General features: G+C 65.5%; 22 protein-coding genes. 20 read left to right on the top strand and 2 right to left on the bottom strand.

Features of this window, described 5'->3' with window-relative positions:
* Positions 1-73: 73 nt before the first annotated feature.
* On the top strand, positions 74-2,293 hold the full coding sequence (locus tag MA09_RS19730; protein ID WP_051933647.1) for a xanthine dehydrogenase family protein molybdopterin-binding subunit: 2,220 nt from the start codon (positions 74-76) through the stop codon (positions 2,291-2,293).
* 150 nt (positions 2,294-2,443) lie between these two features.
* Here MA09_RS19730 and MA09_RS19725 read toward each other — a convergent pair whose 3' ends face one another.
* Positions 2,444-2,872 carry a thioredoxin family protein gene (locus MA09_RS19725; protein ID WP_036252266.1) on the bottom strand — a complete coding sequence of 143 codons (429 nt, stop codon included), beginning with the start codon at positions 2,870-2,872 and terminating at the stop codon, positions 2,444-2,446.
* Between the two features lie 99 nt (positions 2,873-2,971).
* On the opposite strand from MA09_RS19725, the gene tsaB reads away from it, so the two are divergent.
* Genes tsaB through MA09_RS19705 form a run of 4 tightly spaced genes read left to right on the top strand, consistent with a single transcriptional unit; the run spans position 2,972 to position 6,048 of the window.
* Positions 2,972-3,688 carry a tRNA (adenosine(37)-N6)-threonylcarbamoyltransferase complex dimerization subunit type 1 TsaB gene (tsaB, locus tag MA09_RS19720; RefSeq protein WP_036252263.1) on the top strand — a complete coding sequence of 239 codons (717 nt, stop codon included), beginning with the start codon at positions 2,972-2,974 and terminating at the stop codon, positions 3,686-3,688.
* Positions 3,685-4,167 (top strand): ribosomal protein S18-alanine N-acetyltransferase, encoded by a 483-nt coding sequence (gene rimI, locus MA09_RS19715; RefSeq protein ID WP_036252261.1) that lies wholly within the window; start codon positions 3,685-3,687, stop codon positions 4,165-4,167. The genes tsaB and rimI overlap by 4 nt, the downstream gene beginning before the upstream one ends.
* Positions 4,164-5,108: a uracil-DNA glycosylase gene (locus tag MA09_RS19710; RefSeq protein ID WP_081897704.1), complete on the top strand. Its 945-nt coding sequence runs from the start codon at positions 4,164-4,166 to the stop codon at positions 5,106-5,108. The genes rimI and MA09_RS19710 overlap by 4 nt, the downstream gene beginning before the upstream one ends.
* Positions 5,092-6,048, top strand: a complete 957-nt coding sequence (locus MA09_RS19705) for a DUF1853 family protein (RefSeq protein ID WP_036252480.1) — start codon at positions 5,092-5,094, stop codon at positions 6,046-6,048. The genes MA09_RS19710 and MA09_RS19705 overlap by 17 nt, the downstream gene beginning before the upstream one ends.
* 44 nt (positions 6,049-6,092) lie before the next feature.
* Here the strand turns inward: MA09_RS19705 and lplT are convergent, their stop codons facing one another.
* Positions 6,093-7,343, bottom strand: coding sequence for a lysophospholipid transporter LplT (lplT, locus tag MA09_RS19700; protein WP_036252259.1), 1,251 nt, complete (start codon positions 7,341-7,343; stop codon positions 6,093-6,095).
* Between the two features lie 149 nt (positions 7,344-7,492).
* Between lplT and alr the strand changes: the two genes are divergently transcribed.
* From alr to carB, 15 genes are all read left to right on the top strand, one after another.
* A complete protein-coding gene (alr, locus tag MA09_RS19695; RefSeq protein WP_036252256.1) occupies positions 7,493-8,599 on the top strand; it encodes an alanine racemase in 1,107 nt (368 codons plus the stop codon).
* Positions 8,592-9,968, top strand: a complete 1,377-nt coding sequence (gene radA, locus MA09_RS19690; protein WP_036252255.1) for a DNA repair protein RadA — start codon at positions 8,592-8,594, stop codon at positions 9,966-9,968. The genes alr and radA overlap by 8 nt, the downstream gene beginning before the upstream one ends.
* Before the next feature lie 43 nt (positions 9,969-10,011).
* Positions 10,012-10,332, top strand: a complete 321-nt coding sequence (locus MA09_RS19685) for a PilZ domain-containing protein (protein ID WP_036252251.1) — start codon at positions 10,012-10,014, stop codon at positions 10,330-10,332.
* 578 nt (positions 10,333-10,910) lie between these two features.
* The gene (gene pstS / locus MA09_RS19680; RefSeq protein ID WP_373887858.1) at positions 10,911-11,939 is read left to right on the top strand and encodes a phosphate ABC transporter substrate-binding protein PstS; all 1,029 of its coding nucleotides are present in this window, start codon (positions 10,911-10,913) and stop codon (positions 11,937-11,939) included.
* 85 nt (positions 11,940-12,024) lie between these two features.
* Complete coding sequence (pstC, locus tag MA09_RS19675) at positions 12,025-13,047, top strand: phosphate ABC transporter permease subunit PstC (RefSeq protein ID WP_051933623.1); 1,023 nt, start codon at positions 12,025-12,027, stop codon at positions 13,045-13,047.
* A gap of 11 nt (positions 13,048-13,058) precedes the next feature.
* Positions 13,059-13,919 carry a phosphate ABC transporter permease PstA gene (gene pstA / locus MA09_RS19670; RefSeq protein ID WP_036252248.1) on the top strand — a complete coding sequence of 287 codons (861 nt, stop codon included), beginning with the start codon at positions 13,059-13,061 and terminating at the stop codon, positions 13,917-13,919.
* A gap of 23 nt (positions 13,920-13,942) precedes the next feature.
* Positions 13,943-14,737 carry a phosphate ABC transporter ATP-binding protein PstB gene (gene pstB, locus MA09_RS19665; protein ID WP_051933622.1) on the top strand — a complete coding sequence of 265 codons (795 nt, stop codon included), beginning with the start codon at positions 13,943-13,945 and terminating at the stop codon, positions 14,735-14,737.
* Positions 14,738-14,900: 163 nt separating this feature from the next.
* On the top strand, positions 14,901-15,602 hold the full coding sequence (phoU, locus tag MA09_RS19660) for a phosphate signaling complex protein PhoU (protein WP_036252243.1): 702 nt from the start codon (positions 14,901-14,903) through the stop codon (positions 15,600-15,602).
* Between the two features lie 4 nt (positions 15,603-15,606).
* Positions 15,607-16,293, top strand: coding sequence for a response regulator (locus MA09_RS19655; protein WP_036252241.1), 687 nt, complete (start codon positions 15,607-15,609; stop codon positions 16,291-16,293).
* Between the two features lie 32 nt (positions 16,294-16,325).
* Complete coding sequence (gene phoR, locus MA09_RS19650; RefSeq protein ID WP_036252239.1) at positions 16,326-17,618, top strand: phosphate regulon sensor histidine kinase PhoR; 1,293 nt, start codon at positions 16,326-16,328, stop codon at positions 17,616-17,618.
* Positions 17,619-17,665: 47 nt separating this feature from the next.
* Positions 17,666-17,893, top strand: a complete 228-nt coding sequence (locus MA09_RS19645) for a hypothetical protein (protein ID WP_152594719.1) — start codon at positions 17,666-17,668, stop codon at positions 17,891-17,893.
* A gap of 132 nt (positions 17,894-18,025) precedes the next feature.
* The gene (locus MA09_RS19640; protein ID WP_036252477.1) at positions 18,026-18,943 is read left to right on the top strand and encodes a patatin-like phospholipase family protein; all 918 of its coding nucleotides are present in this window, start codon (positions 18,026-18,028) and stop codon (positions 18,941-18,943) included.
* 10 nt (positions 18,944-18,953) lie between these two features.
* Complete coding sequence (locus MA09_RS19635; protein WP_036252236.1) at positions 18,954-19,364, top strand: heme-binding protein; 411 nt, start codon at positions 18,954-18,956, stop codon at positions 19,362-19,364.
* Positions 19,365-19,868: 504 nt separating this feature from the next.
* On the top strand, positions 19,869-21,032 hold the full coding sequence (carA, locus tag MA09_RS19630; RefSeq protein WP_051933620.1) for a glutamine-hydrolyzing carbamoyl-phosphate synthase small subunit: 1,164 nt from the start codon (positions 19,869-19,871) through the stop codon (positions 21,030-21,032).
* Positions 21,033-24,263: a carbamoyl-phosphate synthase large subunit gene (gene carB / locus MA09_RS19625; RefSeq protein ID WP_036252234.1), complete on the top strand. Its 3,231-nt coding sequence runs from the start codon at positions 21,033-21,035 to the stop codon at positions 24,261-24,263.
* Positions 24,264-24,283 lie beyond the last annotated feature (20 nt).

The following is a 24,283-nucleotide window of genomic DNA, read 5'->3' as shown; positions in this document are numbered from 1 at the left end:
GGCGGGCGCGCCTGGCCGCAAGGGACGCTCGCGCCGCCGCTTCCTGCTGGGCGGCCTGCTCGCCGGCGGCGCCATGCTGGTCGGCTGGGGTGTACAGCCGCCGCGCCAGCGCCTGCACACGGCCAATCCGCTGGCGCTCGGCGGTGACACGGTAGCCCTGAACGGCTGGATCGCCATCGCCCCGGATGGCGCGGTCTCGGTCGTGGTGCCGCGCAGCGAGATGGGGCAGGGCGTGCACACCGCGCTGCCGATGCTGGTGGCCGAGGAGCTCGACGTACCCTTGTCCAGCGTACGGATCGCCCAGGCGCCGATCGACAAGATCTTTGCCAACCTCACGGTGCTGCGCGAGAACCTGCCTTTCCACCCCGACGACACGGGCAGCGCGCGCCAGGGAGCGCAGTGGCTGATGGCCAAGCTCGGGCGCGAAATGGGCATCATGTTCACGGGCGGTTCCACCAGCGTCAAGGATGCCTGGCTGCCGATGCGCGAGGCCGGCGCGGTGGCGCGCGCCATGCTGGTCAAGGCCGCGGCCGAGCAATGGAAGCTGCCGGCGGCGCGCCTGCGTACCGAAGACGGTGTCGTCCTGGGCCCGGACGGGCGCCGCGCAGGCTATGGCGCATTGGCTGCAGAGGCGGCGCGGGTCGGCGCCGGGATCGACAGCAGCGATGTACGCCTGAAGGAGCCGCGCGAGTTCCGCCTGATCGGCAAGCCCCTCCCACGGCTGGACAGCCGCGCCAAGGTCGACGGCAGCGCGCGCTTCGGCATCGACGCGCGCGTGCCGGGCATGGTGTACGCGGCGGTGAAGATGGCGCCCATGGTGAGCGCCACCTACCTCGGGTACGAAGGAGACGCCGCGGCATCCATGCCCGGCGTGCTGAAGATAGTGCCGATCCCTGGCATGACCGACGGGCGCAGCGGCTACGGCGTCGGCGTTGCCGTGGTCGCGGCCCACTGGTGGCAGGCGCGCCGGGCCCTGGACGCGCTGCAGGTGAAGTGGCAGGTCAAGAAAACAGGCTGGTTCTCCAGCGCATCCATTTTCGGGGACTTCGCGCGCGCCCTCGACGAGGAGGGCGGCTACGTCTACCACGAAGCGGGCACCCAGGACGTGGACGGCGTGGCGATGACGGTGACCGCCGAGTACCGCGCGCCTTTTCTGGCGCACGCGGCCATGGAGCCGGTCAACTGCACCGCCCAGGTCGAATACGCGCAAGGGCGCCGCAAGGTGCGCCTGTGGGCCTCGACCCAGGTGCCGAGCATCGCAGTGGACGTGGCGGCGCGCGTGGCGGGTGTCGATCGCGCCGACGTGACCATCGAGGTGATGCTGCTGGGCGGTGGTTTCGGACGCCGGCTGGAAGCCGACATGGTGGCGCAGGCGGTGACGGTGGCGATGGCCATCGACGGCAAGCCGGTGCAGCTGATCTGGACGCGCGAGGACGATACGACCCACGACGTCTACCGCCCGGCGGCGCTCGCGCGCTTCCGCGCCCATCTCGACGCGAACGGCAATATCCTGGCCTGGGACAACAAGTCGGCCAGCGGCGCCATCGGCCACCAGTATTTTCCGCGCAACCTCGGACTGCCGGGCCTGGGGCCGGACAAGACCACGGCCGAGGGCGAATACGACATGCAGTATGCGATCGCCAACCAGCGCATCGCCCATGTGATCGTCGACAGCCCTGTGCAGCTGGGTTACTGGCGCTCGGTCGGGCATTCGCACAATGCCTTCTTCAAGGAGGGTTTCCTCGAGGAGCTAGCCCATGCCGCCAGGCGCGACGGCGTCGACTACCGGCGCGCGCTGCTGCGCGGCCATCCGCGCGCGCTGGCGACCCTCGATGCCGCCGTGGCGAATGCCGGCCGGCCGCCGGAAGGTCGCGCGCACGGCGTGGCCTTGCACCGCTCCTTCGGCAGCACGGTGGCACAGGTGGCCGAGGTGTCGGTCGAAGGGAAGCAGATCCGTGTCCATCGCGTGGTGTGCGCGATCGACTGCGGCCTGGCGGTGAATCCGAACATCATCGCCCAGCAGGTGGAATCCGGCGTGCTGTTCGGGCTGTCGGCTGCGCTGTACGGCGAGATCACGCTGAAGGACGGGGAGGTGCAGCAGTCGAACTTCGGCGATTATCCGGTGCTGCGCATGAACGAGGTCCCCGTGGTGCACACCATCGTCATGCCCAGCAGCGAACATCCGGAAGGCGTGGGAGAACCCGCTGTGCCACCGATCGCGCCGGCGGTGGCCTCCGCCGTGTTCAAGCTGACCGGGCAGCGGCTGCGCAGCCTGCCGCTGCGCTTGGCCTAGTACCGGGCGCCGACAGCCCGAATCGCTCGCGCCGGGAGCGGAACTCGGCGAATGGTGCCCGCAGTCCGCCGCTTCCTGGACTTTCTCGCAGTGAATCCGGCAGGCGAGCGGGCAGATCCCGGCCTGCTGCCGTATCGCCGCTTGCCTGCCTTATTCCTTGCAGGCAGCCAGCAGGACCCGCAGGTTGCAGTCGCGCTGCCAGGCCCGCCGTTCTTCGCTGGACGCGGCCAGGCGCGCCAGGTCTTCAGGCGCGATGTCGGCCTGGGCTCGTACCAGGCGGTCGGCGACGGCGCCATCAGGCAGCATGGTGCCGAAAAACGCGACCGTGTCGCCGCGCTGTACCAGGAGGGTAGGGAAGTTCTCCACGTCGAGGTCGCCCACGATGTCGGCCTGGTCCTCGATGTCGATCCAGACGAAGGTCTTGTCCGGATGGCGCAGCGCCAGCTCCTCGAAGGTGGCGCGGTAGGACGAGCAGGTGCCGCACCAGGCGGCGCACAGGCAGGCGACCGTCATGGCGTCGCCGGAGATCGCGGCGGCAATGGCCTCGCGGGTGTCGGAATCCAGGGTCAGGCTTTGCATGAGGCGGATTGTACCGTGTCCGGGCCCGCTGTTGCTCCAGGCGTTGCGCCGAGGGCGGTCGACGTGGCTAGGGCCTGGCCGAGCAGGTAAAATACGGGCATGTCCAAGATTCTCGCTATTGAAACCTCGTCCGAGCTCGCTTCCTGCGCGCTGCTGGACGGGGACCGCGTCATCGCCCGCGCCACGTCCGGCGTGCGCACCCATTCGCAATCGGTCCTGCCGATGGTGCAGGAACTGCTGCGCGAAGCCGGCTTAGGCTTGGCCGACTGCGACGCGATCGCCTTCGGCGCCGGTCCCGGCTCCTTCACCGGCGTGCGCACGGCCTGCGGCGTGGCCCAGGGCCTGGCCTTCGGCGCCGGCCTGCAGGTAGTACCCCTGGTGACCCTGAAGGCGATGGCCGAAGCCTGCCGCGCGCGCACCGGCGCCAGCGAGGTGCTGGCCGTGCTGGATGCCCGCATGGGCGAGGTGTACTGGGCCCAGTACCGGCACGATGCCGTCAGCGGGGCCTGGCTTGAAGTCGCCGCGCCCGCGCTGTGCGCCCCGCAAGACCTGGAACCGGTGCCGGCCGAGGGCCTGGTGGCCTGCGGCAACGGTTTTTCCGCCTATCCGGACGCGTTTGCCGGCAAGGCCTTCGCCACCGGTGCGCTGGACGACATCCTGCCGCACGCGCGCGAACTGGCGCTGCTCGGCGCACCGGCCCTGGCTGCCGGGCTGGCCGTGCCACCCGCCCAGGCCCAGCCCCTTTATCTGCGCAACAAGGTGGCCTATACCAGCGCCGAACGGCAGGCCATCAATGCAGCAAAGGCCGGGGCATGACGGTCCTGCAAGACTCGGGTAGCCAGGTGCGCGGCCTGGCGTTCGCGCCGATGCTGCTCGCCGACGTGGACGAGGTATACGCGCTCGAATGCAGCGTGTTCCCGCATCCCTGGAGCCGTGCCAACTTCATCGAGTCGCTTGACAGCGGGTACGACGCCTGGACCGCGCGCGACGCGGAAGGCCGGCTGGCCGGATACTACCTGCTCATGTATGCGGTCGACGAGGCCCACCTGCTCGATGTGGCGGTGGCTGCGGGCCGCCAGCGCCAGGGGCTGGGGCGCCACCTGCTGGACCGCGTTGGCGCTCGCGCCCGCGAGCAGGGCATGGCTTCGGTGCTGTTGGAGGTGCGTCCGTCCAACGAACGCGCGCTTGCCGTCTACCGCCGCTACGGCTACCGCGAGATCGGGCGCCGCAAGGGCTATTACCCGGCGCACGGCGGGCAGCGCGAGGACGCCATTGTGATGAGGATCGATCTGTGAAGCGCTTGAGCGATCGCGACGCCGCCTTCCTGGCCGAGATGGGCATCGGTCCGCTGTGGAGCCTGCGCGCGGTGCCGGAAACCGCTGCGGAAGCGGAAGCCGAACCCGCGCCTGTGGGGCAGGCGGCGCCGGCGTCGGCGGAGCCCGGACCCGCGGTCGTTGCGAAAGCCGCGCCCGCACCGCAGGCCCAGCCCCTGCCGCCGCCCCCGATGCCGCGCCAGGTCGCCGAACCCGCGGCCCGTCCGGCATGGACACCGCCCCCGAGGGAGGAAAGCGCCTGGGGCAAGGAGGCCGAACCCGAACGCCTCGACGTCTCGACCATGGACTGGTCCGCCCTGCGCCAGGCCATCGCCAGTTGCAAGCATTGCAGCGCCTGCAGCGAAGGCCGCAAGCCGGTCCTGGGATCCGGCGCGCGCCGGGCACGCTGGCTGCTTGCCGCCGGCACCGCCAGTGCACTCGATGAAAAAGCCGGCCAGCCGCTTACCGGCGAGCCGGGCAAGCTGCTCGACAACATGCTGGCGGCGGTCGGCATGTCGCGCGAAAGCGATGTCTATGTGACCACGCTGGTGAAGTGCCGCCCCGCCAACGCCAATGGCGGCGACCGTGCGCCGACCCTCGAGGAAGCGGCAGCCTGCCGTCCCTTCCTGGAGCGCGAACGCGAACTGGTCGGGGCCGGCCTGGTGCTGACCCTGGGCCAGGTGGCGACCAACGGCCTGCTCGGCAAGCCGCTCTCCGAACCCTTGGCGGGCGCGCGCGGCGTCGTCCACCGGCTGGGCAATGTGCCCCTGGTCGCCACCCTGCACCCGGGCGAACTGCTGCGGCGCGGGAGCGACAAGGCGCTGGCCTGGGCCGACCTGTGCCGGGCCCGTGCTGCTGGCGAGGCTGCTGGCGAGTCCGCCGGTGAAGCCGCCGGTGAAGCATCCCATGGACGCGCCGGCTGAGACTTACCAGCAAGGCTTCCACCGCCGCTGGGGCCACCTGCGGCGCGCCCGGGTTCGGGCGCTGGCCTGGCTGCTCGACGCGCCCGACCTGCTCGATGCCGATGACCCGCTGTGGGCCGGCCGTATCGCCACCCTCGGCCAGCCGGGACCGGAGGTCGCCGACTGGCTGGGGCGCATCGACCTCGATCCCGCACCGCTGGACGAAGCGCTGGGCGGGAAGATCCATACCCGCCTCGGCCTGTATGCCGAAAAGCTGCTGGCCTTCTATTTCGCGCAGCACGGCCGCCTGGTCGCCCACGGCCTGCAGGTGCGTGCCAGCCGCAACGACACCATCGGCGAGTTCGACTTCCTGCTCGAAGACGGGCCGGATGCGGTCGAGCACATCGAGTTCGCCACCAAGTTTTATTTGCTCGACGGCGAAGGCGGGCAACAATTCGATGCATTGGTCGGCCCCAACCTGGCCGACAGCTTGGGGCTCAAGATGCGCAAGGTCTTCGAGCGCCAGCTCAGCCTGGGCGAGCATCCGGCCGCCCAGGCCCTGCTGCCGCGTCCTGTGGGGAAGGCCAGGGCCCTGGTGAAGGGCTGGCTGTTCTACCCGTCCGGCAGCTGGCCGGCGATGCGCGGGATCGCTGCGGGCCACTGCCGCGGCTTCTGGTGTGCGCTCGACGAGATCGACGGGCTGGCCGGAGAGGAGTTCCTGGTGCTGCCGCGCCTGCAGTGGCTGGCGCCGTTCCGCGCCGCCTCGGCCACCTGGATGCTGAACCGCGCCCAGCTGCATGCCGAGCTGTCGGCGCAGTTCGAGACCTCGTCGACGCCGGTGCTGGTCTCGACCGTGCGCTATGCGCCCGGGCAGATGATCGAGGAGATCGAGCGCGGCTTCATCGTGCCGAACGACTGGCGCGAGCGCGCCGCCGCGCGAAGGATGGTCAAGGCGGTGTAATACGTATCACATATGCATCAAGGCACTGTGATACGTAAAATGAATCAGTGCTTTTCCTCGCCGATCAGCGCCAGCGAATCGTGCTCGCGCTGGTTGGCCGCGTGGCGGCGCCCGATGAAGAACATGATGCCCGCCACCGACATCCCGAACATGACGATGATGATGTCCAGGTCGAGGTTCATGGTGATCATGATGGCGTACAGGGCCAGCATGGTCAGGATCGACAGGTTCTCGTTGAAGTTCTGAACCGCGATCGAGTGGCCGGCGCTCATCAATACGTGACCCCGGTGCTGCAGCAGCGCGTTCATCGGCACCACGAAGAAGCCGGAGAGGAAGCCGATCAGCGCCAGCAGCGGGTAGGCCAGGTTCACCGAGGTGACAAAAATCATGCTGCACACGACCAGGCCCATGATGATCCCCAGCGGGATCACGGTGAGGGATTTGCGCAGCGGGATCATGCGCGCCGCCATCGCCGCGCCCAGGGCGACGCCGATCGCGACCACGCCGATCAGGTTGGTGGCTTTATCCAGGGGCATGTGCAGCGAGCGCTCGGCCCATTTCAGCACGATGAACTGCAGGGTTGCGCCGGCGCCCCAGAACAGGGTGGTCACGGCCAGCGAGATCTGGCCCAGCTTGTCGCGCCACAGGGTGGCCGAGCAGTTGGCGAAGTCGGCGATCAGCTTGGCCGGATTGCGTTCCTGGTGCTCGTATCTGGCGCCGGTATCCGGGATGCGCAGGTTGAACAGCGCGGCCAGGATGTAGACGCCGACCACCACGGCCATTGCCGCTTCGGCGCCGGTCGTCACACCCGGGAGGTCCAGGCCAAGCAGGAAGCTGGCGCCGCGCTCGCTCACCAGGGCGCCCCCGGCCACGGTGCCGAGGATGATCGACATGACGGTCAGGCCTTCGATCCAGCCGTTGGCCGGAACGAGCTTCTCGGGCGGCAGGAGTTCGGTCAGGATGCCATACTTGGCGGGAGAATAAACGGCGGCGCCGAAGCCGACCACGGCATAGGCGAGCAGCGGGTGCACGGTCAGGAACATCAGCGCGCAGCCGAAGATCTTGATGAGGTTCGCGATGAACATCACGCGACCCTTGGGCAGCGAATCGGCGAAGGCGCCGACGAACGCGGCCAGCAGCACGTAGAACAGGACGAATGACAGCTTCAGCAGCGGAGTCAGCGAAGCCGGGGCGTTCATCGACGTCAGCAGACTGATCGCAACAAAGAGGAGCGCATTGTCTGCCAGCGACGAGAAGAACTGCGCCGCCATGATGGTATAAAAGCCACGGTTCATTCGAAAAGAGTAAAAACTGGTTCGAGTTGCTTTATACCATGAATGCTCTCCGCGCCAAAAGGAAAACCAGCCATGTCAAAAGCGTTCTCCGGCCCGGTCCGGTAAAATAGACCCTTTCCCGAACTGCGGCTAAAACGCCGGTTTTCGCCATGCCACGCCCGCTTTCCGCCACCATCCACCTCGATTCGATGCAGCACAACCTGCAGCGCGCCCGCATGGAAGCGCCGCATGCGAAGATCTGGGCGGTCGTCAAGGCCAACGCCTATGGCCATGGCCTGGAGCGCGGCATGCGCGGCTTCGTGCAGGCCGACGGCCTGGCACTGGTCGAGACCGAAGGCGCGCTCTGGCTGCGCCAGAACGGCTGGGTCAAGCCGGTCCTGCTGCTCGAGGGTATCTTTGACGCCTCCGACGTGCCCTTGCTGGCCGAGCACAATATCAATAGCGCGGTGCATAACATCGAGCAGATCAAGATGCTGGAATACACCCGGCATGTCCGCCCGATCGACGTGCACCTGAAGATGAATACGGGGATGAACCGCCTGGGCTTCACGCCAGGCGAGTACGAGGCGGCCTACCGCCGCCTGCGCGCCATTCCGGACGTGCGCCACATCACCCACATGACCCACTTCGCGAATGCCGACGAACTGGAACACCCGCGCCTGACCATCGCCGAGCAGGTGCGCCGCTTCCAGTATGGCGCGGGCGAACTGCCGGGCGAGCGCAGCCTGTCGAATTCCGGCGGCGTGCTGCACCAGGCCGAGCTGGGCGATGCCCTATCCAACGACTGGGTCCGCCCCGGCATCATGCTGTACGGCGGCACCCCGGGCGGACGCTCCGCAACCGACTATGGCCTGCGCCCGACCATGACACTGCGCTCCGAGATCATCGGCATCCAGAGGATCGACGCCGGCGACACCGTCGGCTACGGCAGCCGCTTCGAGGCGACTGTGCCGATGACGGTGGGGGTGGTGGCCTGCGGCTATGCCGACGGCTACCCCCGCCACGCGCCGCACGGCACCCCGGTGATCGTGGACGGCGTGCGCACCGCCCTGGTGGGGCGGGTGTCGATGGACATGATGACGGTCGACCTGACCCCGATCGCCAATGCGCGAGTCGGCAGCAAGGTGACGCTCTGGGGCGACGGCCTGCCGGTCGACGAGGTGGCCCAGGCCGCCGGCACGATCGGCTATGAACTGATGTGCGCACTCGCCCCGCGGGTGCGCGTGACTGAAGGAAGAATGGGAACCGATGGCTAAATCCCGAACCGCTTATACCTGCAGCGAGTGCGGCGCGACCGCCAGCCGCTGGACCGGCCAGTGCCCGGATTGCAAGGCCTGGAACACGATGGTGGAATCCGTCATCGAGCCGCAGGGCGTGAACCGCATGTCGCAGACGCAGCATAAGGCGCTGGCGCAGACGGCGCCGGTGCTGTCCCTGAAGGACATCGAAGCGCTGGACGTGCCGCGCTTCGGCACCGGCATCGAGGAATTCGACCGCGTGCTGGGCGGCGGCCTGGTGGCCGGCGGCGTCGTGCTGATCGGCGGCGACCCCGGCATCGGCAAGTCGACCCTGCTGCTGCAGGCCCTGGCCAACCTGGCCGCGACCCGCAACACCCTGTATGTGAGCGGCGAGGAGTCCGGCGCCCAGATCGCGCTGCGCGCACGCCGGCTGTCGGTGGATTCGGCCGAACTCAAGCTGCAGGCCGAGATCCAACTGGAAAAGATCCTTGGCACCCTGGCCGATTTAAAACCCGAAGTAGCGGTGATCGACTCGATCCAGACCCTGTACTCGGACGCGCTCACCTCGGCGCCGGGTTCGGTGGCCCAGGTGCGCGAGTGCGCGGCCCAGCTCACCCGGGTGGCCAAGCAAACCGGCGTGACCATCATCCTGGTCGGCCACGTCACGAAAGAGGGCGCGCTGGCCGGCCCGCGCGTGCTCGAGCACATCGTCGACACCGTGCTGTATTTCGAAGGCGATACGCAGTCGAGCTTCCGGCTGGTGCGCGCGATCAAGAACCGCTTCGGCGCCGTGAACGAGCTGGGCGTGTTCGCCATGACGGAAAAAGGGCTGAAGGGCGTGTCGAACCCGTCCGCCCTGTTCCTGTCGCAGCACGACAGCCAGGTGCCGGGTTCCTGCGTGATGGTGACCCAGGAGGGCACGCGCCCGCTGCTGGTCGAGATCCAGGCCCTGGTCGACGCCAGCCACCTGCCGAATGCGCGCCGCCTGTCGGTCGGCCTGGAACAAAATCGCCTGGCGATGCTGCTGGCGGTGCTGCACCGCCACGCCGGCATCGCGGCCTTCGACCAGGACGTGTTCATTAACGCAGTAGGTGGGGTGAAGATTACCGAGCCGGCGGCCGACCTGGCGGTCCTGCTGGCCATCAATTCCTCGATGCGCAACAAGCCGCTGCCGCGCGGGCTGGTGGTGTTCGGCGAAGTCGGCCTGGCCGGCGAGATCCGTCCGGCGCCGCGTGGGCAGGAGCGCCTGCGCGAGGCGGCCAAGCTGGGCTTCTCGATCGCGGTGATCCCGAAGGCCAACGTGCCGAAGCAGAAGATCGAGGGCATGACCATTGTGGCGGTCGAGCGTATCGACGAGGCTTTCACCAAGCTGCGCGAGCTTGACTGAACTTCTATAATACTGGCTTGCTCATCCGTAACAATGGTACAACGTGTTTAACGAACAAAGAAAATCCGAACGCAAGGTGCTGCGCGTGCGTGCGCGTGTCGCCATGGAAGGCGCGGCGCCGGTCAGCGGCCGTACCAGCGACCTCGGCGCCAATGGCGTCAGCATCAACCTGCCGGACCCGCTGCTGGTCGGGCAGGCCGGCCAGGTCGGCTTCGACCTGCTGGTCGACGGCAGCATCGTGCCGATCAACGCGCGCGTCAAGGCGCTGTACTGCATCTTCAGCAATGGTGAATTCAAGGTCGGCTTCCAGTTCCTGAACCTGGAACTGGCGGCGATGACGGCGGTGGCGCGTTTTTTACGCTGATGTGCCACGCCGAGCGGGGTTGAACAGGACCATCCGGTGGGTCATGATGCAAAGCGGCGAGCGCCCATCGGGCCTCGCCGCTTTTTCGCTTGATGACATGACCCGGCAATCCGGGTCGACACTATTCGTGATAGTGATCGTGCAACTTTTCCGAGCTCCCACGGATTTCTTGCCACACCTCGAAGGCTACCAGCCCGGCCAAGCCGCTGAGTATCCCAAACACCATGACACTAAACATAAAAAATAACGCCTTTCAGCATCCCCTCTCTATGAAGAACACGCTTTCAGCTTAGCAGAGGGCCAGGTATTTACAAGGGAAGGGAGGGGCGGAATCCGAATATTTTTGCATCGTCGGGGCCGCCTTTTCGCGTGCCGGGCCGAGGCGGACTTCCGCCTGACAAGATGGCGGGAACCGCGTTGACATACGTGCGCCCGCTGAGGGATTTTCTGCGTATTCTCCGCGCGTTTGCCCCAATTATTACATCTGTCATGAACTTGTCATATTCGGCCAGTAGACTTCGCAGCGTCAATGAGCGGGGTGCCGCTCCCGAGCCTCTCTGAAAGGATCCATCATGCGCATGAAGCATCTGTTTGTCTCCATTGCCATCGCCGCCTCGAGCATCGCCGCGAGCGTCCAGGCCGCCAACATCACCGGCGCCGGCGCTACCTTCCCGTACCCGATTTATGCGAAATGGGCCGAGCTGTACCAGAAGGCATCGGGCACCGGCCTGAATTACCAGTCGGTCGGCTCGGGTGCGGGCATCAAGCAGATCAAGGCCAAGACCGTGAACTTCGGCGCGTCGGACATGCCGCTGCAGCCCGCCGAGCTGGATGCCGCCGGCCTGTTCCAGTTCCCGGCCATCATGGGTGGCGTGGTCCCGGTCATCAATCTGCCGGGCGTGACCCCGGGCCAGGTGCGCCTCTCCGGTGCCGTGCTCGCCGACCTCTACCTGGGCAAGATCACCAAGTGGAATGCGCCACAGATCGCCGCGCTGAACCCGGGCGTGAAGCTGCCGGCAGAAGATATCACCGTCGTGCGCCGCGCCGACAGCTCGGGTACCTCCTTCCTGTTTACCGACTTCCTGTCGCAGTCCAGCCCTGAATGGAAGGCGAAGGTCGGCGCCGGTACCGCGGTGAAGTGGGCCGTGGGCGTGGGCGGCAAGGGCAATGAAGGCGTCGCCGCCAACGTGCAGCGGATCAAGGGCGCGATCGGCTATGTCGAGTGGGCCTACGCCAAGAAGAACCGCATGCAGCACACCCAGCTGCAGAACCGCGAAGGCGTGTTCCTGCAACCTAGCGACGAAGCCTTCAAGGCCGCCGCCGCCGGCGCCAACTGGGCCGGCACCCCGGGCTTCGCGGTGGTGCTGACCAACCAGCCGGGCAAGGCCAGCTGGCCGATCACCGGCGCTTCCTACATCCTGGTGCACAAGACCCAGGACGCCGCCACCGGCAAGGAAGTGCTGAAGTTCTTCGACTGGGCCTACAAGAACGGCGACGCCGCAGCCGGCGAGCTGGACTACGTGCCGATGCCGGACAGCGTCGTCAAGCTGGTGCAGGATGCCTGGCGCGCCAACCTGAAGGACGCCTCGGGCAAGGCGGTCTGGTAATCAACCCATAGAGCATGAGGAAAGGGCCGGTCGAGGTATAGCCGAGGCGGGCCCTTCCGTTTGCCAGAAAGATTGACAAAAAGCTATGAGCGTACAACCATCCATCGCGCTGCAGGACCTGGCTGATCCGGCAGCGGTCGATGCGGCCCACCAGTCCGCAGCCCTGCGCAAGACCATGCGCAACCAGCGCATCCAGGACTTCTTCTTCCACAAGATCACGCTGCTGTTCGCGGCGTCGGTCCTCTTGGTGCTGGTCGGGATCATCATCTCGCTCGTCATCGGTGCTGCGCCGGCCTTCAAGGAATTCGGCGCCGGTTTCATCTCGCGCGTGGAGTGGGATCCGGTAGGCGACCAGTTCGGCGCCATGATCGCCATCTGGGGTACGCTCGCCACCTCGATCATCGCCCTGGCGGTGGCCTTCCCGATCAGTTTCGGCATTGCCCTGTTCCTGACCGAGATCTGCCCGGTGTGGCTGCGCCGCCCGATGGGCACCGCGGTCGAATTGCTGGCTGGCGTGCCTTCGATCATCTACGGCATGTGGGGCCTGTTCGTGTTCGCCCCACTGTTCGCCGACCACGTCCAGCCGCTGCTGAAGAATACCATTGGCCAGCTGCCGGTGATCGGCCAGCTGTTCCAGGGGCCGACGATGGGCATCGGCATCCTGACCGCCGGCCTGATCCTGGCCATCATGATCATTCCCTTCATCGCCTCGGTGATGCGCGACGTGTTCGAAATCGTCCCCACCGTGCTCAAGGAATCGGCCTACGGCCTCGGCTGCACCAAATGGGAAGTCGTGCGCAAGGTGGTGCTGCCCTACACCCGCAACGGCGTGGTCGGCGGCGTGATGCTGGGCCTGGGCCGCGCCCTGGGCGAGACCATGGCCGTTACCTTCGTGATTGGCAATGCCCACGACCTGTCCTGGTCGCTGTTCTCGGCCGGCAACTCGATTTCCTCGACCCTGGCCAACGAATTCGCCGAAGCCGCCACGCCGCTGCACTCGTCCTCGCTGTTCGCGCTGGCCCTGATCCTGTTCGCCATCACCTTCATCGTGCTGTCGGCAGCAAAACTGATGCTGGTCGGGATGGCCCGCAACGAAGGTACCAAATAAGGCGCACATTCATGAATACCATTGCAAAAAACCCCGTCTACCGCAAGCGCCTGCTGGCGCACCGCGTCGGCATCGTCCTGTCCGTGATTGCGATGGGCATCGGCCTGGCCTTCCTGGCCTGGATCCTGTTCACCCTGCTGGTCAACGGCTTCGGCGCCGTCTCTACCTTGATGTTCACGGCCGACACCCCGGCCCCGGGTAGCGAAGGCGGCGGCCTGCGCAACGCCATCGTCGGCAGCCTGATGATGGTCGGCCTGTCGACCCTGGTCAGCACCCCGATCGGCATCCTGGCCGGCATCTACCTGGCCGAGTACGGCGAGAACAACCGCTTCGCCCAGGTGACGCGCTTCGTTACCGACATCATGCTGTCGGCCCCGTCGATCGTGATCGGCCTGTTCGTCTACGCGATCTACGTCGCCAACGTCCAGCACTTCTCGGGCTACGCCGGCAGCATCGCGCTTTCCCTGATTGCGATCCCGGTCGTGGTGCGCACCACCGACAACATGCTGCGCCTGGTGCCGAACAGCCTGCTGGAAGCGGCCTACGCCCTGGGCGCCCCGCACTGGAAGGTGGCGATGACGGTCCGCCTGCGCGCCGTGAAGGCCGGCGTCGTCACCGGCGTGCTGCTGGCCGTGGCCCGCATCTCGGGCGAAACCGCGCCGCTGCTGTTCACCGCGCTGAACAACCAGTTCTACAGCAACGACATGAACGCGCCGATGGCCAACCTGCCGGTCGTGATCTTCCAGTTCGCGATGAGCCCCTACGACGACTGGCGTTCGCTGGCCTGGGGCGGTGCGCTCCTGGTGACCTTTACCGTGCTGCTGCTGAACATCCTGTCGCGGACCCTGTTCAGCCAAAAGACTCCGCGTTGATCTAACCTATCTGAGAAAAAGTGATGACCCAAGCTATGCCAAACCAGGTCCCGAGCCCGGCCAAGACCAAGACCATCGAGATCTCCGGCCTGAACTTCTTCTACGGTAAGACGCAGAGCCTGAAGAACGTTTCGCTCGACATCCACGACAAGCAGGTGACGGCCTTCATCGGCCCGTCGGGCTGCGGCAAGTCGACCCTGCTGCGCACCCTGAACCGCATGTATGACCTGTACCCTGGGCAGCGCGCCGAGGGCTCGATCATGTACCGCGGCCGTAACATCCTGGAGCCGGGCGTCGACGTCAACATGCTGCGCGCGAAAGTCGGCATGGTGTTCCAGAAGCCGACCCCGTTCCCGATGTCGATCTACGACAACATCGCCTTCGGCGTGCGCCTGTACGAGAACCTGTCGAAGGGCGAGATGGACGAGCGCGTGGAATGGGCGCTGAAGAAGGCGGCCCTGTGGGAAGAAGCCAAGGACAAGCTGAACAAGAGCGGCCTGTCGCTGTCCGGCGGCCAGCAGCAGCGTCTGTGCATCGCGCGCGGCGTTGCGGTGAAGCCCGACGTCCTGCTGCTCGACGAGCCGACCTCGGCGCTGGACCCGATTTCGACCGCCAAGATCGAAGAACTGATCAGCGAGCTGAAGCAGGACTACACGATCACGATCGTGACCCACAACATGCAGCAGGCCGCACGTTGTTCCGATTACACTGCCTACATGTATCTTGGCGAGCTGGTCGAATTCGGTGAGACCGACCAGATCTTCATGAACCCGGCCCGTAAAGAAACCCAGGACTACATTACCGGCCGTTTCGGTTAAGAGTTCCGGTTGATTCCACAAAACTAACAGGGCCTCGTGCAAGCGTAGCGAGCGGAAGGTGTGGCGTCCGGGAAGTGTAGCCGTACTGACGATACGGTGAGCATCGCAGGGCGCCACTCCGACGCGCAGTAGCTTGCGCGAGGCCCCACCACAGGAGAGCAGTATGACTGGAGAGCATTCATCCAAGCAGTATGACCAGGAACTGGAAGCGATTCGTTCCAAGGTCTTGCTGATGGGCGGCATGGTGGAAACCGCGTTCGACGAAGCGATGGAGTGCTTCCGCGTGGGCGAAGCCGCGCGCGCCGACCGCGTGATCGCCGACGACCAGGCCGTCAACCAGCTCGAAGTGCAACTCGACGACGCCTGCAGCCACCTGATCGTGCGTCGCCAGCCGACCGCGAACGATCTGCGCACCGTCATGGCGACCATCAAGGTCATCACCGACCTCGAGCGCATCGGCGACGAAGCCTCGAAGATCGCGCGCACCGCGAAGAGCCTGCACGAGCGCAACGGTGCGCCGTTCGCTCACTACGACATGGTGCGTACCATCTCCAAGGCGACCGGGGACCAGTTGCACAATGCGCTGGACGCTTTTGCGCGCCTGGACGGCAAGCAGGCGCTGGAACTGATCGCCGCCGACGAAGTAGTGGACCACGAGTTCCGCAGCATCCTGCGCAACCTGATCACCTTCATGATGGAAGACCCGCGCACGATCTCCTCGGCGCTGGACACGCTGTGGGTGGCCAAGGCCATCGAGCGCATCGGCGACCACGCCAAGAACATTGCCGAATACGTGATCTACGTGGTCGAGGGCCGCGACATTCGCCACAGCAAGCCGGCGGCGAACGAACAGGCAGCGGGCTGACGGCATGGCGGACAACACGAGCGTGCTGGTGGTCGAGGACGAACCGGCGATCGTCGAGCTGGTGAAGTACTCGCTGCGCGAAGCCGGCTGGGACATCCGCACCGCCGACACCGTGGGCGGCGCCTGGGACAGCATCACGCGCGGCAAGCCCGATTTGGTGCTGCTGGACTGGATGCTGCCGGACCAGAGCGGCCTGCGCCTGCTCTCGCGCCTGCGCGGCGACCGCGACTTCCAGGAAATCCCGGTCATCATGCTGACCGCCAAGAGCATGGAAGAAGACAAGATCGCCGGCCTGAACACGGGCGCGGACGACTACGTCACCAAGCCGTTCTCGCCGCGCGAATTGCTGGCGCGCTCGCGCGCACTGTTGCGCCGCAAGAGCCCGCACCTGGCCGAGGCGCCGCTGCGCGCCGGCAGCGTGGTGCTGGACCCGAACAGCTGCACGGTGACGGTGGAGAACCAGCAGATCGACATCGGTAATGCCGAATACAAGCTGCTCAAGTTCCTGATGGCCCACCGCGAACGCGTGTTCTCGCGCGCACAGCTGCTCGACAAGGTGTGGGGCGACCACGCCGTGATCGAGGAGCGCACGGTGGACGTGCACGTGCTGCGGCTGCGCAAGGCGCTCAAGAGCGCCGATGGCCTGATCCGCACGGTGCGCAGCGTCGGCTATATGCTGTCCGAGAAGTGAGCGACGCATTGGTTAGCGAGTCGGCACGCTCGATGAACCCGAAGGTGCTGTTCTGGGTGCCGGCGATCCTGCGCCTGGGCCTCGTGTTCGCCGCGGCCGCCGTCGTCTGGTGGATGTCGGGCGTGGTCGAGGCGCTGGTGTTCGCACTGGCGGCGGTGCTGATCGCGCTGTTCGTCCAGCTGCGCTACCTGCACGAGCTGGGCGAATGGCTGAACGACCCACACTCGAGCCGGCTGCCGGACGGGTGGGGCGCCTGGACCGACGTGTTCGCGCGCCTGTATCGCCTGCGGCGCGAGGACGAGCGCCACCAGGCCGAGATGGCCGAGTGGCTGGCGCGCTTCCGCCAGGCGATGCAGATGCTGCCGGAAGGCGTGGCGATCATGGACGACGTCCTGTTCCTGGAGTGGTGCAACGAGGCGGCCGAGCGCCACCTCGGTCTCACCATGGCACGCGACAAGGGCCTGAGGGTGACCAACCTGGTGCGCCATCCCGAATTCATCGACTACGTGATCCTGGGGCGCTACGAGCAGCCGCTGACGCTTTCCTTCCGCGGCCGCAAGCTGGAATGCCGCATCATCCCCTTTGAGAACCGGCGCCAGATCCTGGTGACGCACGACGCCACCGATACCGAACGCATCGAAGCGATGCGCCGCGACTTCATCGCCAACGCCTCGCACGAACTGCGCACGCCGCTGACCGTGATCGTGGGCTTCCTCGAGATCGCGATGTCCGATCCGGGGCTCGATGTAGCCACCCGCACCGCACACCTGAACCTGATGACCGAGCAGGCGCACCGCATGCAGCGCCTGATCGGCGACATGCTGACCCTGTCTCGACTGGAGTCCGACGAATTCCCGCTCAAGCGCGAGCGGGTGGACATGCGGGCGATGATCGACTCGGTGGCGCTTGAGGCCCGCGCCTTGTCGGGCGGGCGGCACGAAGTGGTGGTGGAGTTCGATGGCCCCGACGTGATGGGCAGCCTGGAAGAGCTGCGCAGCGCCTTTGCCAACCTGGCCTCGAACGCGGTGCGCTACTCGCCGGACGGCGGCACGATCCGCCTGTCCTGGATGCGCGGTCCGGACGAGCTGCGCTTCGCGGTGACGGACTGCGGCATCGGGATCGAGCCGATCCACATTTCCAGGCTCACCGAGCGTTTTTACAGGGTGGACAAGAGCCGCTCGCGCGAGACCCAGGGCACGGGCCTGGGGCTGGCGATCGTCAAGCACGTGCTGATCCGGCATGGCGGGCGGCTGATGATCAGTTCGGTGCCGGGGAAGGGCAGTACGTTTACGGCGGTGTTGCCGAATACCTCCTTGCCGGGCTGATGCCTAGGTGGGGGATCGCGCTGAAGTTGGCTGTTACCAGCTTGATCATGGCTGATAAGGTCGAGCAGGGTCTTGCGTGGGCTGAACGTGCCCGCGCCCTGAACGCGGTGTCTCGGGAGATGTCCGCCGTAACGATCATTACGAGCCTTCCGACCGCGCTGACATCGTCGAATCATGCCGAGGAGGCGTTGCCGTTTGTCGAACAGCTGAGAGACGTCTATGCGCATTTGCATGTCACCGATCTCACCTTCCTCTATGGGCACCGGCTTCCCTAGTTCCACGTCTTCCTGAAGAAGAGTGCCGGGATCGTCGATAGGCTCCTTGCTGCCGTTCTCCGGCCTAGGCATGCCGAGCGATCAGCCGACGAGTCAGGTTACAATCGTGCCTCGTTCTTTTCGGCACCCCATATGTTCTCTCGTCGTAGCTCCCTGATTGCCTGCGCCGCGTTGTTGCTCACCGCCTGCGGCAGCACCCCGACCCAGCCCCCCGCCACCCCCGCCGCCCAGCAGGTGACACCGCCCCCGCCGCCGCGCAAGGTGAGAATCGGCCTCGCCCTCGGCGGTGGCGCCGCGCGCGGCTTCGCCCACATCGGCGTCATCAAGGCCCTGGAAGCCCAGGGAATCGTTCCCGAGATCGTGGTCGGCACCAGCGCCGGCTCGGTAGTCGGCTCGCTGTATGCCTCCGGCCTGAACGGCTTCGCGCTGCAGAAGACCGCGCTGGCCATGGACGAGGCCACGATCTCCGACTGGGCGCTGCCGCTGTTCGGCAAGTCCACCGGGGTGCTCAAGGGGGAGGCGCTGCAGAACTACGTCAACAAGGCGGTCAATAACGTGCCGATGGAGCGCCTGAAGATCCGCTTCGGCGCCGTTGCCACCGACCTCAAGACCGGCCAGCCGATCCTCTTCAACAAGGGCAATACCGGCATGGCCGTACGCGCGTCCTCCGCGGTGCCGAGCGTATTCCAGCCGGTGAAGATCGGGGCCAACACCTATGTCGACGGCGGCCTCGTCGCGCCGGTGCCGGTCAAGTTCACCAAGGAGATGGGCGCCGAGTTCATCATTGCAGTGAATATTTCCAGCGCCACCGAAGGCGCGGCCACCGCCAGCTCGCTCGACGTGCTGATGCAGACCTTTAGCATCATGGGGCAGCGCCTCAACCACTTCGAGTTGAAGGAGGCCGACATCGTCATCACGCCGAACCTTGGTAACATGGGGAGCGCCGATTTCAGTAACCGCAACCTGGCGATCCTCGCCGGCGAGCAGGCGGCTGCCGCCGTCATGCCCCAGATCAAGGCCAGGCTCAAGGCCAAGCAGCAAGGACAATAAAGGAACCATGATGAAGACGAAGCCTTACCTCACCCTCGAAGACGTCAAGAAGATCGCCGCGGGCGCCGAAGCCGAAGCGCTGCGTAACAACTGGGCCGTGTCCTTCGCCATCGTGGACGACGGCGGCCACCTGCTGTGGTACCAGCGCCTCGACGGCGCAGCAGCCACGTCCGCCTACATCGCCCCGGCCAAGGCCAAGACCGCCGCTCTCGGCCGCCGCGAATCGAAGGTGTACGAGGACGTGATCAACAACGGCCGCGTGTCTTTCCTGTCGGCGCCGGAGCTCGAAGGCATGCTGGAAGGTGGGGTGCCGGTGATCGTCGACGGCCACGTCATCGGCGCGGTCGGGGTCTCTGGTGTGAAGTCGAACGAGGACGCGCAGATCGCCAAGGCCGGCATTGCGGCCCTGATCGGCGAATAACAGCCGAGTTTGTCACCTCGCTGTCATGCAAGGCGCCTGCGGGCCAATGCCGGTCACTTGAGAGGCGCCGCTCATCCGTAGGGTGGGCGGGTCTCCCGCCCACGCGGTCAAATCACAGTACTGCAGCCCGTACGATTTTTCGTATCTTAACTATCACCGCGTGGGCGGGGAATCCGCCCACCCTACAGTTCTTCCTAACTGACAGGCATTGGCCTGAGGGCGCCTTTTCTTTATTTCGCAAAAGCAGCAAAACACCGGTTTGCGCGCCGCTTTCACGCACGTTTGGGCAAAATCAGCGCCACTTTTGTAGAATTGCTGCATTGCCGAATAGGTCCATTCCGCGCTATAATTCGGAAGTTTAACCATTCACACATTTGCCGTAGCGCCTATCCACCATCCCTCATTCAACTAGATGTCCAGCTACCGGCAAGCAGCACTCCGCCCGGCTAGGTTGGATGTCGGTCTGACGTGGCGCAGCTACGGTAACTTTATTGGGAGTTACCCTTGCCGCCATTTTTTTCTGGCCCAGCCGTCCCAGCCATCCTGGCCCTCGCTGACGGAACGATTTTCAAAGGATATTCCATTGGTGCCACCGGTCACACGACCGGCGAAGTGGTGTTCAACACCGCGATTACCGGCTACCAGGAAATCCTCACCGACCCCAGCTACTCGCGTCAGATCGTCACCCTGACGTACCCGCACATCGGCAACTACGGCGTCAACCCGGCCGACGTCGAGGCCTCCAAGGTCCACGCCGCCGGCCTGATCATCCGTGACCTGCCGCTGCTGGCATCGAATTTCCGTTCCACCCAGTCGCTGTCGGACTACCTGAAGCAAGAAAACGTGGTCGCCATCGCCGGCATCGACACCCGCAAGCTGACCCGCATCCTGCGCGAGAAGGGCGCGCAGGCAGGCGCCATCCTTACCGGTGTCCAGGGCAAGGAGCCGCTCGAGACGCAGGCGCTGGAACTGGCGCGCTCGTTCCCGGGCCTGGCAGGCATGGACCTGGCCAAGGTCGTGTCGGTCAAGGAGCCCTACGTGTTCACCGAAACCGAGTGGAAGCTCGGCCAGGGCTTCGGCAGGCAGGACGATCCGAAATACCACGTGGTCGCCTTCGACTACGGCGTCAAGCGCAACATCCTGCGCATGCTGGCCGAGCGCGGCTGCAAGGTGACCGTGCTGCCGGCGCAAGCGACGGCTGAGGACGCGCTGGCGCTGAATCCTGACGGCATCTTCCTGGCCAACGGTCCTGGCGACCCGGAGCCATGCGACTACGCCATCAAGGCAAGCAGGGAGCTGATCGAGAAGGGCATCCCGACCTTCGGCATCTGCCTCGGCCACCAGATCATGGCGCTGGCATCCGGCGCCAAGACCATGAAGATGAAGTTCGGCCACCATGGCGCCAACCACCCGGTGCAGGACCTCGATTCGAAGAAGGTCTTGATCACCTCGCAGAACCACGGTTTCGCGGTCGACCCGGAGACCCTGCCGGCCAACTGCCGCGTCACCCACGTGTCGTTGTTCGACGGTTCGCTGCAGGGCTTCGAGCGTACCGACAAACCTGCTTTCTGCTTCCAGGGCCACCCGGAAGCTTCGCCAGGCCCGACCGACGTCGCCTACCTGTTTGACCGTTTCATCGGCCTGATGCAAGCCGCGGAGAAGAAATAAATGCCAAAACGTAGTGATATCAAAAGCATTCTGATCATCGGGGCAGGCCCCATCGTCATCGGCCAGGCGGTCGAATTCGACTACTCGGGCGCCCAGGCCTGCAAGGCCCTGCGTGAAGAAGGCTACAAGGTCATCCTGGTCAACTCGAACCCGGCGACCATCATGACCGACCCGGAAACGGCGGACGTCACCTACATCGAGCCGATCACCTGGAAGGTCGTCGAGCGCATCATCGACAAGGAGCGCCCGGACGCGATCCTGCCGACCATGGGCGGCCAGACCGCGCTGAACTGCGCGCTCGACCTGCACCACAACGGCGTGCTCGAGAAGTACAAGGTCGAGCTGATCGGCGCGACCCCGGAAGCGATCGACAAGGCCGAAGACCGCGCCAAGTTCAAGGACGCGATGACCAAGATCGGCCTCGGTTCGGCGCGCTCGGGCATCGCCCACTCGATGGAAGAAGCATGGAGCGTGCAGCGCGAACTGGGCTTCCCGACCATCATCCGTCCGTCCTTCACCATGGGCGGCAGCGGTGGCGGCATCGCCTACAACGAGGAAGAGTTCGAGCAGATCTGCAAGCGCGGCCTCGAGGCTTCGCCGACCAGCGAACTCTTGATCGAAGAGTCGCTCCTCGGCTGGAAAGAGTACGAGATGGAAGTCGTCCGCGACAAGAAGGACAACTGCATCATCATCTGCTCGATCGAGAACCTGGATCCGATGGGCGTCCATACCGGCGACTCGATCACCGTCGCGCCGGCGCAGACGCTGACCGACAAGGAATACCAGATCATGCGCAACGCCTCGATCAACGTGCTGCGCGAGATCGGCGTCGACACCGGCGGCTCGAACGTGCAGTTCGCGATCAACCCGAAGGACGGCCGCATGATCGTCATCGAGATGAACCCGCGCGTATCGCGTTCCTCGGCGCTGGCCTCGAAAGCGACCGGCTTCCCGATCGCGAAGGTGGCGGCCAAGCTGGCCGTGGGCTTCACGCTGGATGAACTGCGCAACGAGATCACCGGCGGCGCGACCCCGGCTTCGTTCGAGCCGTCGATCGACTACGTCGTCACCAAGATCCCGCGCTTCACCTTCGAGAAATTCCCGACCGCGGACAAGCACCTGACCACCCAGATGAAGTCGGTGGGCGAGGTGATGGCCATGGGCCGTACCTTCCAGGAATCCTTCCAGAAGGCCCTGCGCGGCCTGGAAGTGGGCGTGGACGGCCTGAACGAGAAGACCCGCGACCGCGAGAAGATCGAAGAGGAACTCGGCGAGCCGGGCCCGGAGCGCATCTGGTACGTGGGCGATGCGTTCGCCCAGGGCTTCACCCTGGAAGAAGTGCACAACCTGACCAAGATCGATCCGTGGTTCCTGGTGCAGATCAAGGAGATCGTCGACATCGAGCTGTGGCTGGATCATCAGAAGCTGGAGAACCTCGACAAGCCGACGCTGTACAAGCTGAAGCAGAAGGGCTTCTCGGACCGCCGCCTGGCCTTCCTGATGCAGACCACGCCGCAGGCAGTGCGCGCCCGCCGCCACGAGTTGGGCATTCGTCCGGTCTACAAGCGCGTCGACACCTGCGCCGCCGAGTTCGCGACCAACACGGCCTATATGTACTCGACCTACGACGAGGAGTGCGAGTCCAACCCGACCGACAAGAAGAAGATCATGGTGCTGGGCGGTGGCCCGAACCGCATCGGCCAGGGTATCGAATTCGACTACTGCTGCGTGCACGCGGCCCTCGCCATGCGCGAAGACGGCTACGAGACCATCATGGTCAACTGCAACCCCGAGACCGTGTCGACCGACTACGATACCTCGGACCGCCTGTATTTCGAGTCGCTGACGCTGGAAGACGTGCTGGAAATCGTCGACCTGGAAAAGCCGGAAGGCGTGATCGTCCAGTACGGCGGCCAGACCCCGCTCAAGCTCGCGCTCGACCTCGAAGCCAATGGCGTGCCGATCATCGGCACCTCGCCGGACATGATCGATGCGGCCGAAGACCGCGAGCGCTTCCAGCAGCTGCTGCAGAAGCTCGGCCTGCGCCAGCCGCCGAACCGCACCGCGCGCACCGAAGCCGACGCCCTGGCGCTGGCCGACGAAATCGGCTATCCGCTGGTGGTGCGTCCGTCCTACGTGCTGGGCGGCCGCGCGATGGAGATCGTCCACGAACAGCGTGACCTGGAGCGCTACATGCGCGAAGCGGTCAAGGTCTCGAACGACTCGCCGGTGCTGCTGGACCGCTTCCTGAACGACGCCATCGAAGTCGACGTCGACTGCATCTCGGACGGCGAAGCCACCTTCATCGGCGGCGTGATGGAACACATCGAACAGGCCGGCGTGCACTCGGGCGACTCCGCCTGCTCGCTGCCGCCGTACTCGCTGTCCGCGGCGACCATCGCCGAACTGAAGCACCAGACCTCTCTGATGGCCAAGGCCCTGAACGTGGTCGGCCTGATGAACGTGCAGTTCGCCATCCAGCAGTCGGAAGTCGACGGCAAGACGGTCGACACCGTGTTTGTGCTGGAAGTGAATCCGCGTGCCTCGCGTACCGTGCCCTTCGTCTCGAAGGCAACAGGCCTGCAGCTGGCCAAGATCGCCGCACGCTGCATGGTAGGCCAGACCCTGGCCCAGCAGGGCATCACGAAGGAGGTGACGCCGCCGTTCTACAGCGTCAAGGAAGTGGTGTTCCCGTTCGTGAAGTTCCCGGGCGTCGACACCATCCTCGGACCGGAAATGAAGTCGACCGGCGAAGTGATGGGCGTGGGCGAGACCTTCGGCGAAGCCTTCGTGAAGTCGCAGCTGGCGGCCGGCATCAACCTGCCGACCAAGGGCACGGTGTTCCTGTCGGTGAAGGGCGCTGACAAGCCGCGCGCCGTCTCCGTGGCGCGCGAACTGGTGGCGTTGGGCTTCTCGCTGGTGGCGACCAAGGGCACCGCCGCCGTCATCGAAGCAGCCGGCATCCCGGTACGCCAGGTGAACAAGGTGCTGGAAGGCCGTCCGCACGTGGTCGACATGATCAAGAACCGCGAAATCGTCATGGTGGTCAACACGGTGGAAGAGAAGCGTTCGGCGATCAACGACTCGCGCACCATCCGTACCTCGGCCCTGCAGTCGCGCGTGGTTACCTACACGACCATCGCCGGCGCGGAAGCCGCGATCGAGGGCATGCGCCACCTGGACGAGCTGCGCGTCTACGATTTACAAGGTCTCCATAAAACCTTAAACTAAGCAGCAAGTAGTACCTCTTG

The sequence above is a fragment of the Massilia sp. BSC265 genome, from assembly GCF_000740675.1.
In the GTDB taxonomy this organism is placed as follows: Bacteria; Pseudomonadota; Gammaproteobacteria; order Burkholderiales; family Burkholderiaceae_D; genus Telluria.
The sequence above is the reverse complement of the archived record's forward strand: the minus strand, read 5'-3'. Positions and strand labels throughout refer to the sequence as shown.

Excerpts from the sequence above, each read along its gene's own strand:
- carB (WP_036252234.1), top strand. The coding sequence starts at position 21,033 with ATGCCAAAACGTAGTGATATCAAAAGCATTCTGATCATCGGGGCAGGC.
- MA09_RS19730 (WP_051933647.1), top strand. The coding sequence starts at position 74 with ATGCTGGTCGGCTGGGGTGTACAGCCGCCGCGCCAGCGCCTGCACACG.
- MA09_RS19705 (WP_036252480.1), top strand. The coding sequence starts at position 5,092 with ATGGACGCGCCGGCTGAGACTTACCAGCAAGGCTTCCACCGCCGCTGG.
- pstA (WP_036252248.1), top strand. The coding sequence starts at position 13,059 with ATGAATACCATTGCAAAAAACCCCGTCTACCGCAAGCGCCTGCTGGCG.
- phoR (WP_036252239.1), top strand. The coding sequence starts at position 16,326 with ATGAACCCGAAGGTGCTGTTCTGGGTGCCGGCGATCCTGCGCCTGGGC.
- phoU (WP_036252243.1), top strand. The coding sequence starts at position 14,901 with ATGACTGGAGAGCATTCATCCAAGCAGTATGACCAGGAACTGGAAGCG.
- MA09_RS19655 (WP_036252241.1), top strand. The coding sequence starts at position 15,607 with ATGGCGGACAACACGAGCGTGCTGGTGGTCGAGGACGAACCGGCGATC.
- pstS (WP_373887858.1), top strand. The coding sequence starts at position 10,911 with ATGAAGCATCTGTTTGTCTCCATTGCCATCGCCGCCTCGAGCATCGCC.
- pstB (WP_051933622.1), top strand. The coding sequence starts at position 13,943 with ATGACCCAAGCTATGCCAAACCAGGTCCCGAGCCCGGCCAAGACCAAG.
- MA09_RS19640 (WP_036252477.1), top strand. The coding sequence starts at position 18,026 with ATGTTCTCTCGTCGTAGCTCCCTGATTGCCTGCGCCGCGTTGTTGCTC.
- lplT (WP_036252259.1), bottom strand. The coding sequence starts at position 7,343 with ATGAACCGTGGCTTTTATACCATCATGGCGGCGCAGTTCTTCTCGTCG.
- MA09_RS19725 (WP_036252266.1), bottom strand. The coding sequence starts at position 2,872 with ATGCAAAGCCTGACCCTGGATTCCGACACCCGCGAGGCCATTGCCGCC.
- rimI (WP_036252261.1), top strand. The coding sequence starts at position 3,685 with ATGACGGTCCTGCAAGACTCGGGTAGCCAGGTGCGCGGCCTGGCGTTC.
- MA09_RS19635 (WP_036252236.1), top strand. The coding sequence starts at position 18,954 with ATGAAGACGAAGCCTTACCTCACCCTCGAAGACGTCAAGAAGATCGCC.
- alr (WP_036252256.1), top strand. The coding sequence starts at position 7,493 with ATGCCACGCCCGCTTTCCGCCACCATCCACCTCGATTCGATGCAGCAC.
- tsaB (WP_036252263.1), top strand. The coding sequence starts at position 2,972 with ATGTCCAAGATTCTCGCTATTGAAACCTCGTCCGAGCTCGCTTCCTGC.
- radA (WP_036252255.1), top strand. The coding sequence starts at position 8,592 with ATGGCTAAATCCCGAACCGCTTATACCTGCAGCGAGTGCGGCGCGACC.
- MA09_RS19645 (WP_152594719.1), top strand. The coding sequence starts at position 17,666 with ATGGCTGATAAGGTCGAGCAGGGTCTTGCGTGGGCTGAACGTGCCCGC.
- pstC (WP_051933623.1), top strand. The coding sequence starts at position 12,025 with ATGAGCGTACAACCATCCATCGCGCTGCAGGACCTGGCTGATCCGGCA.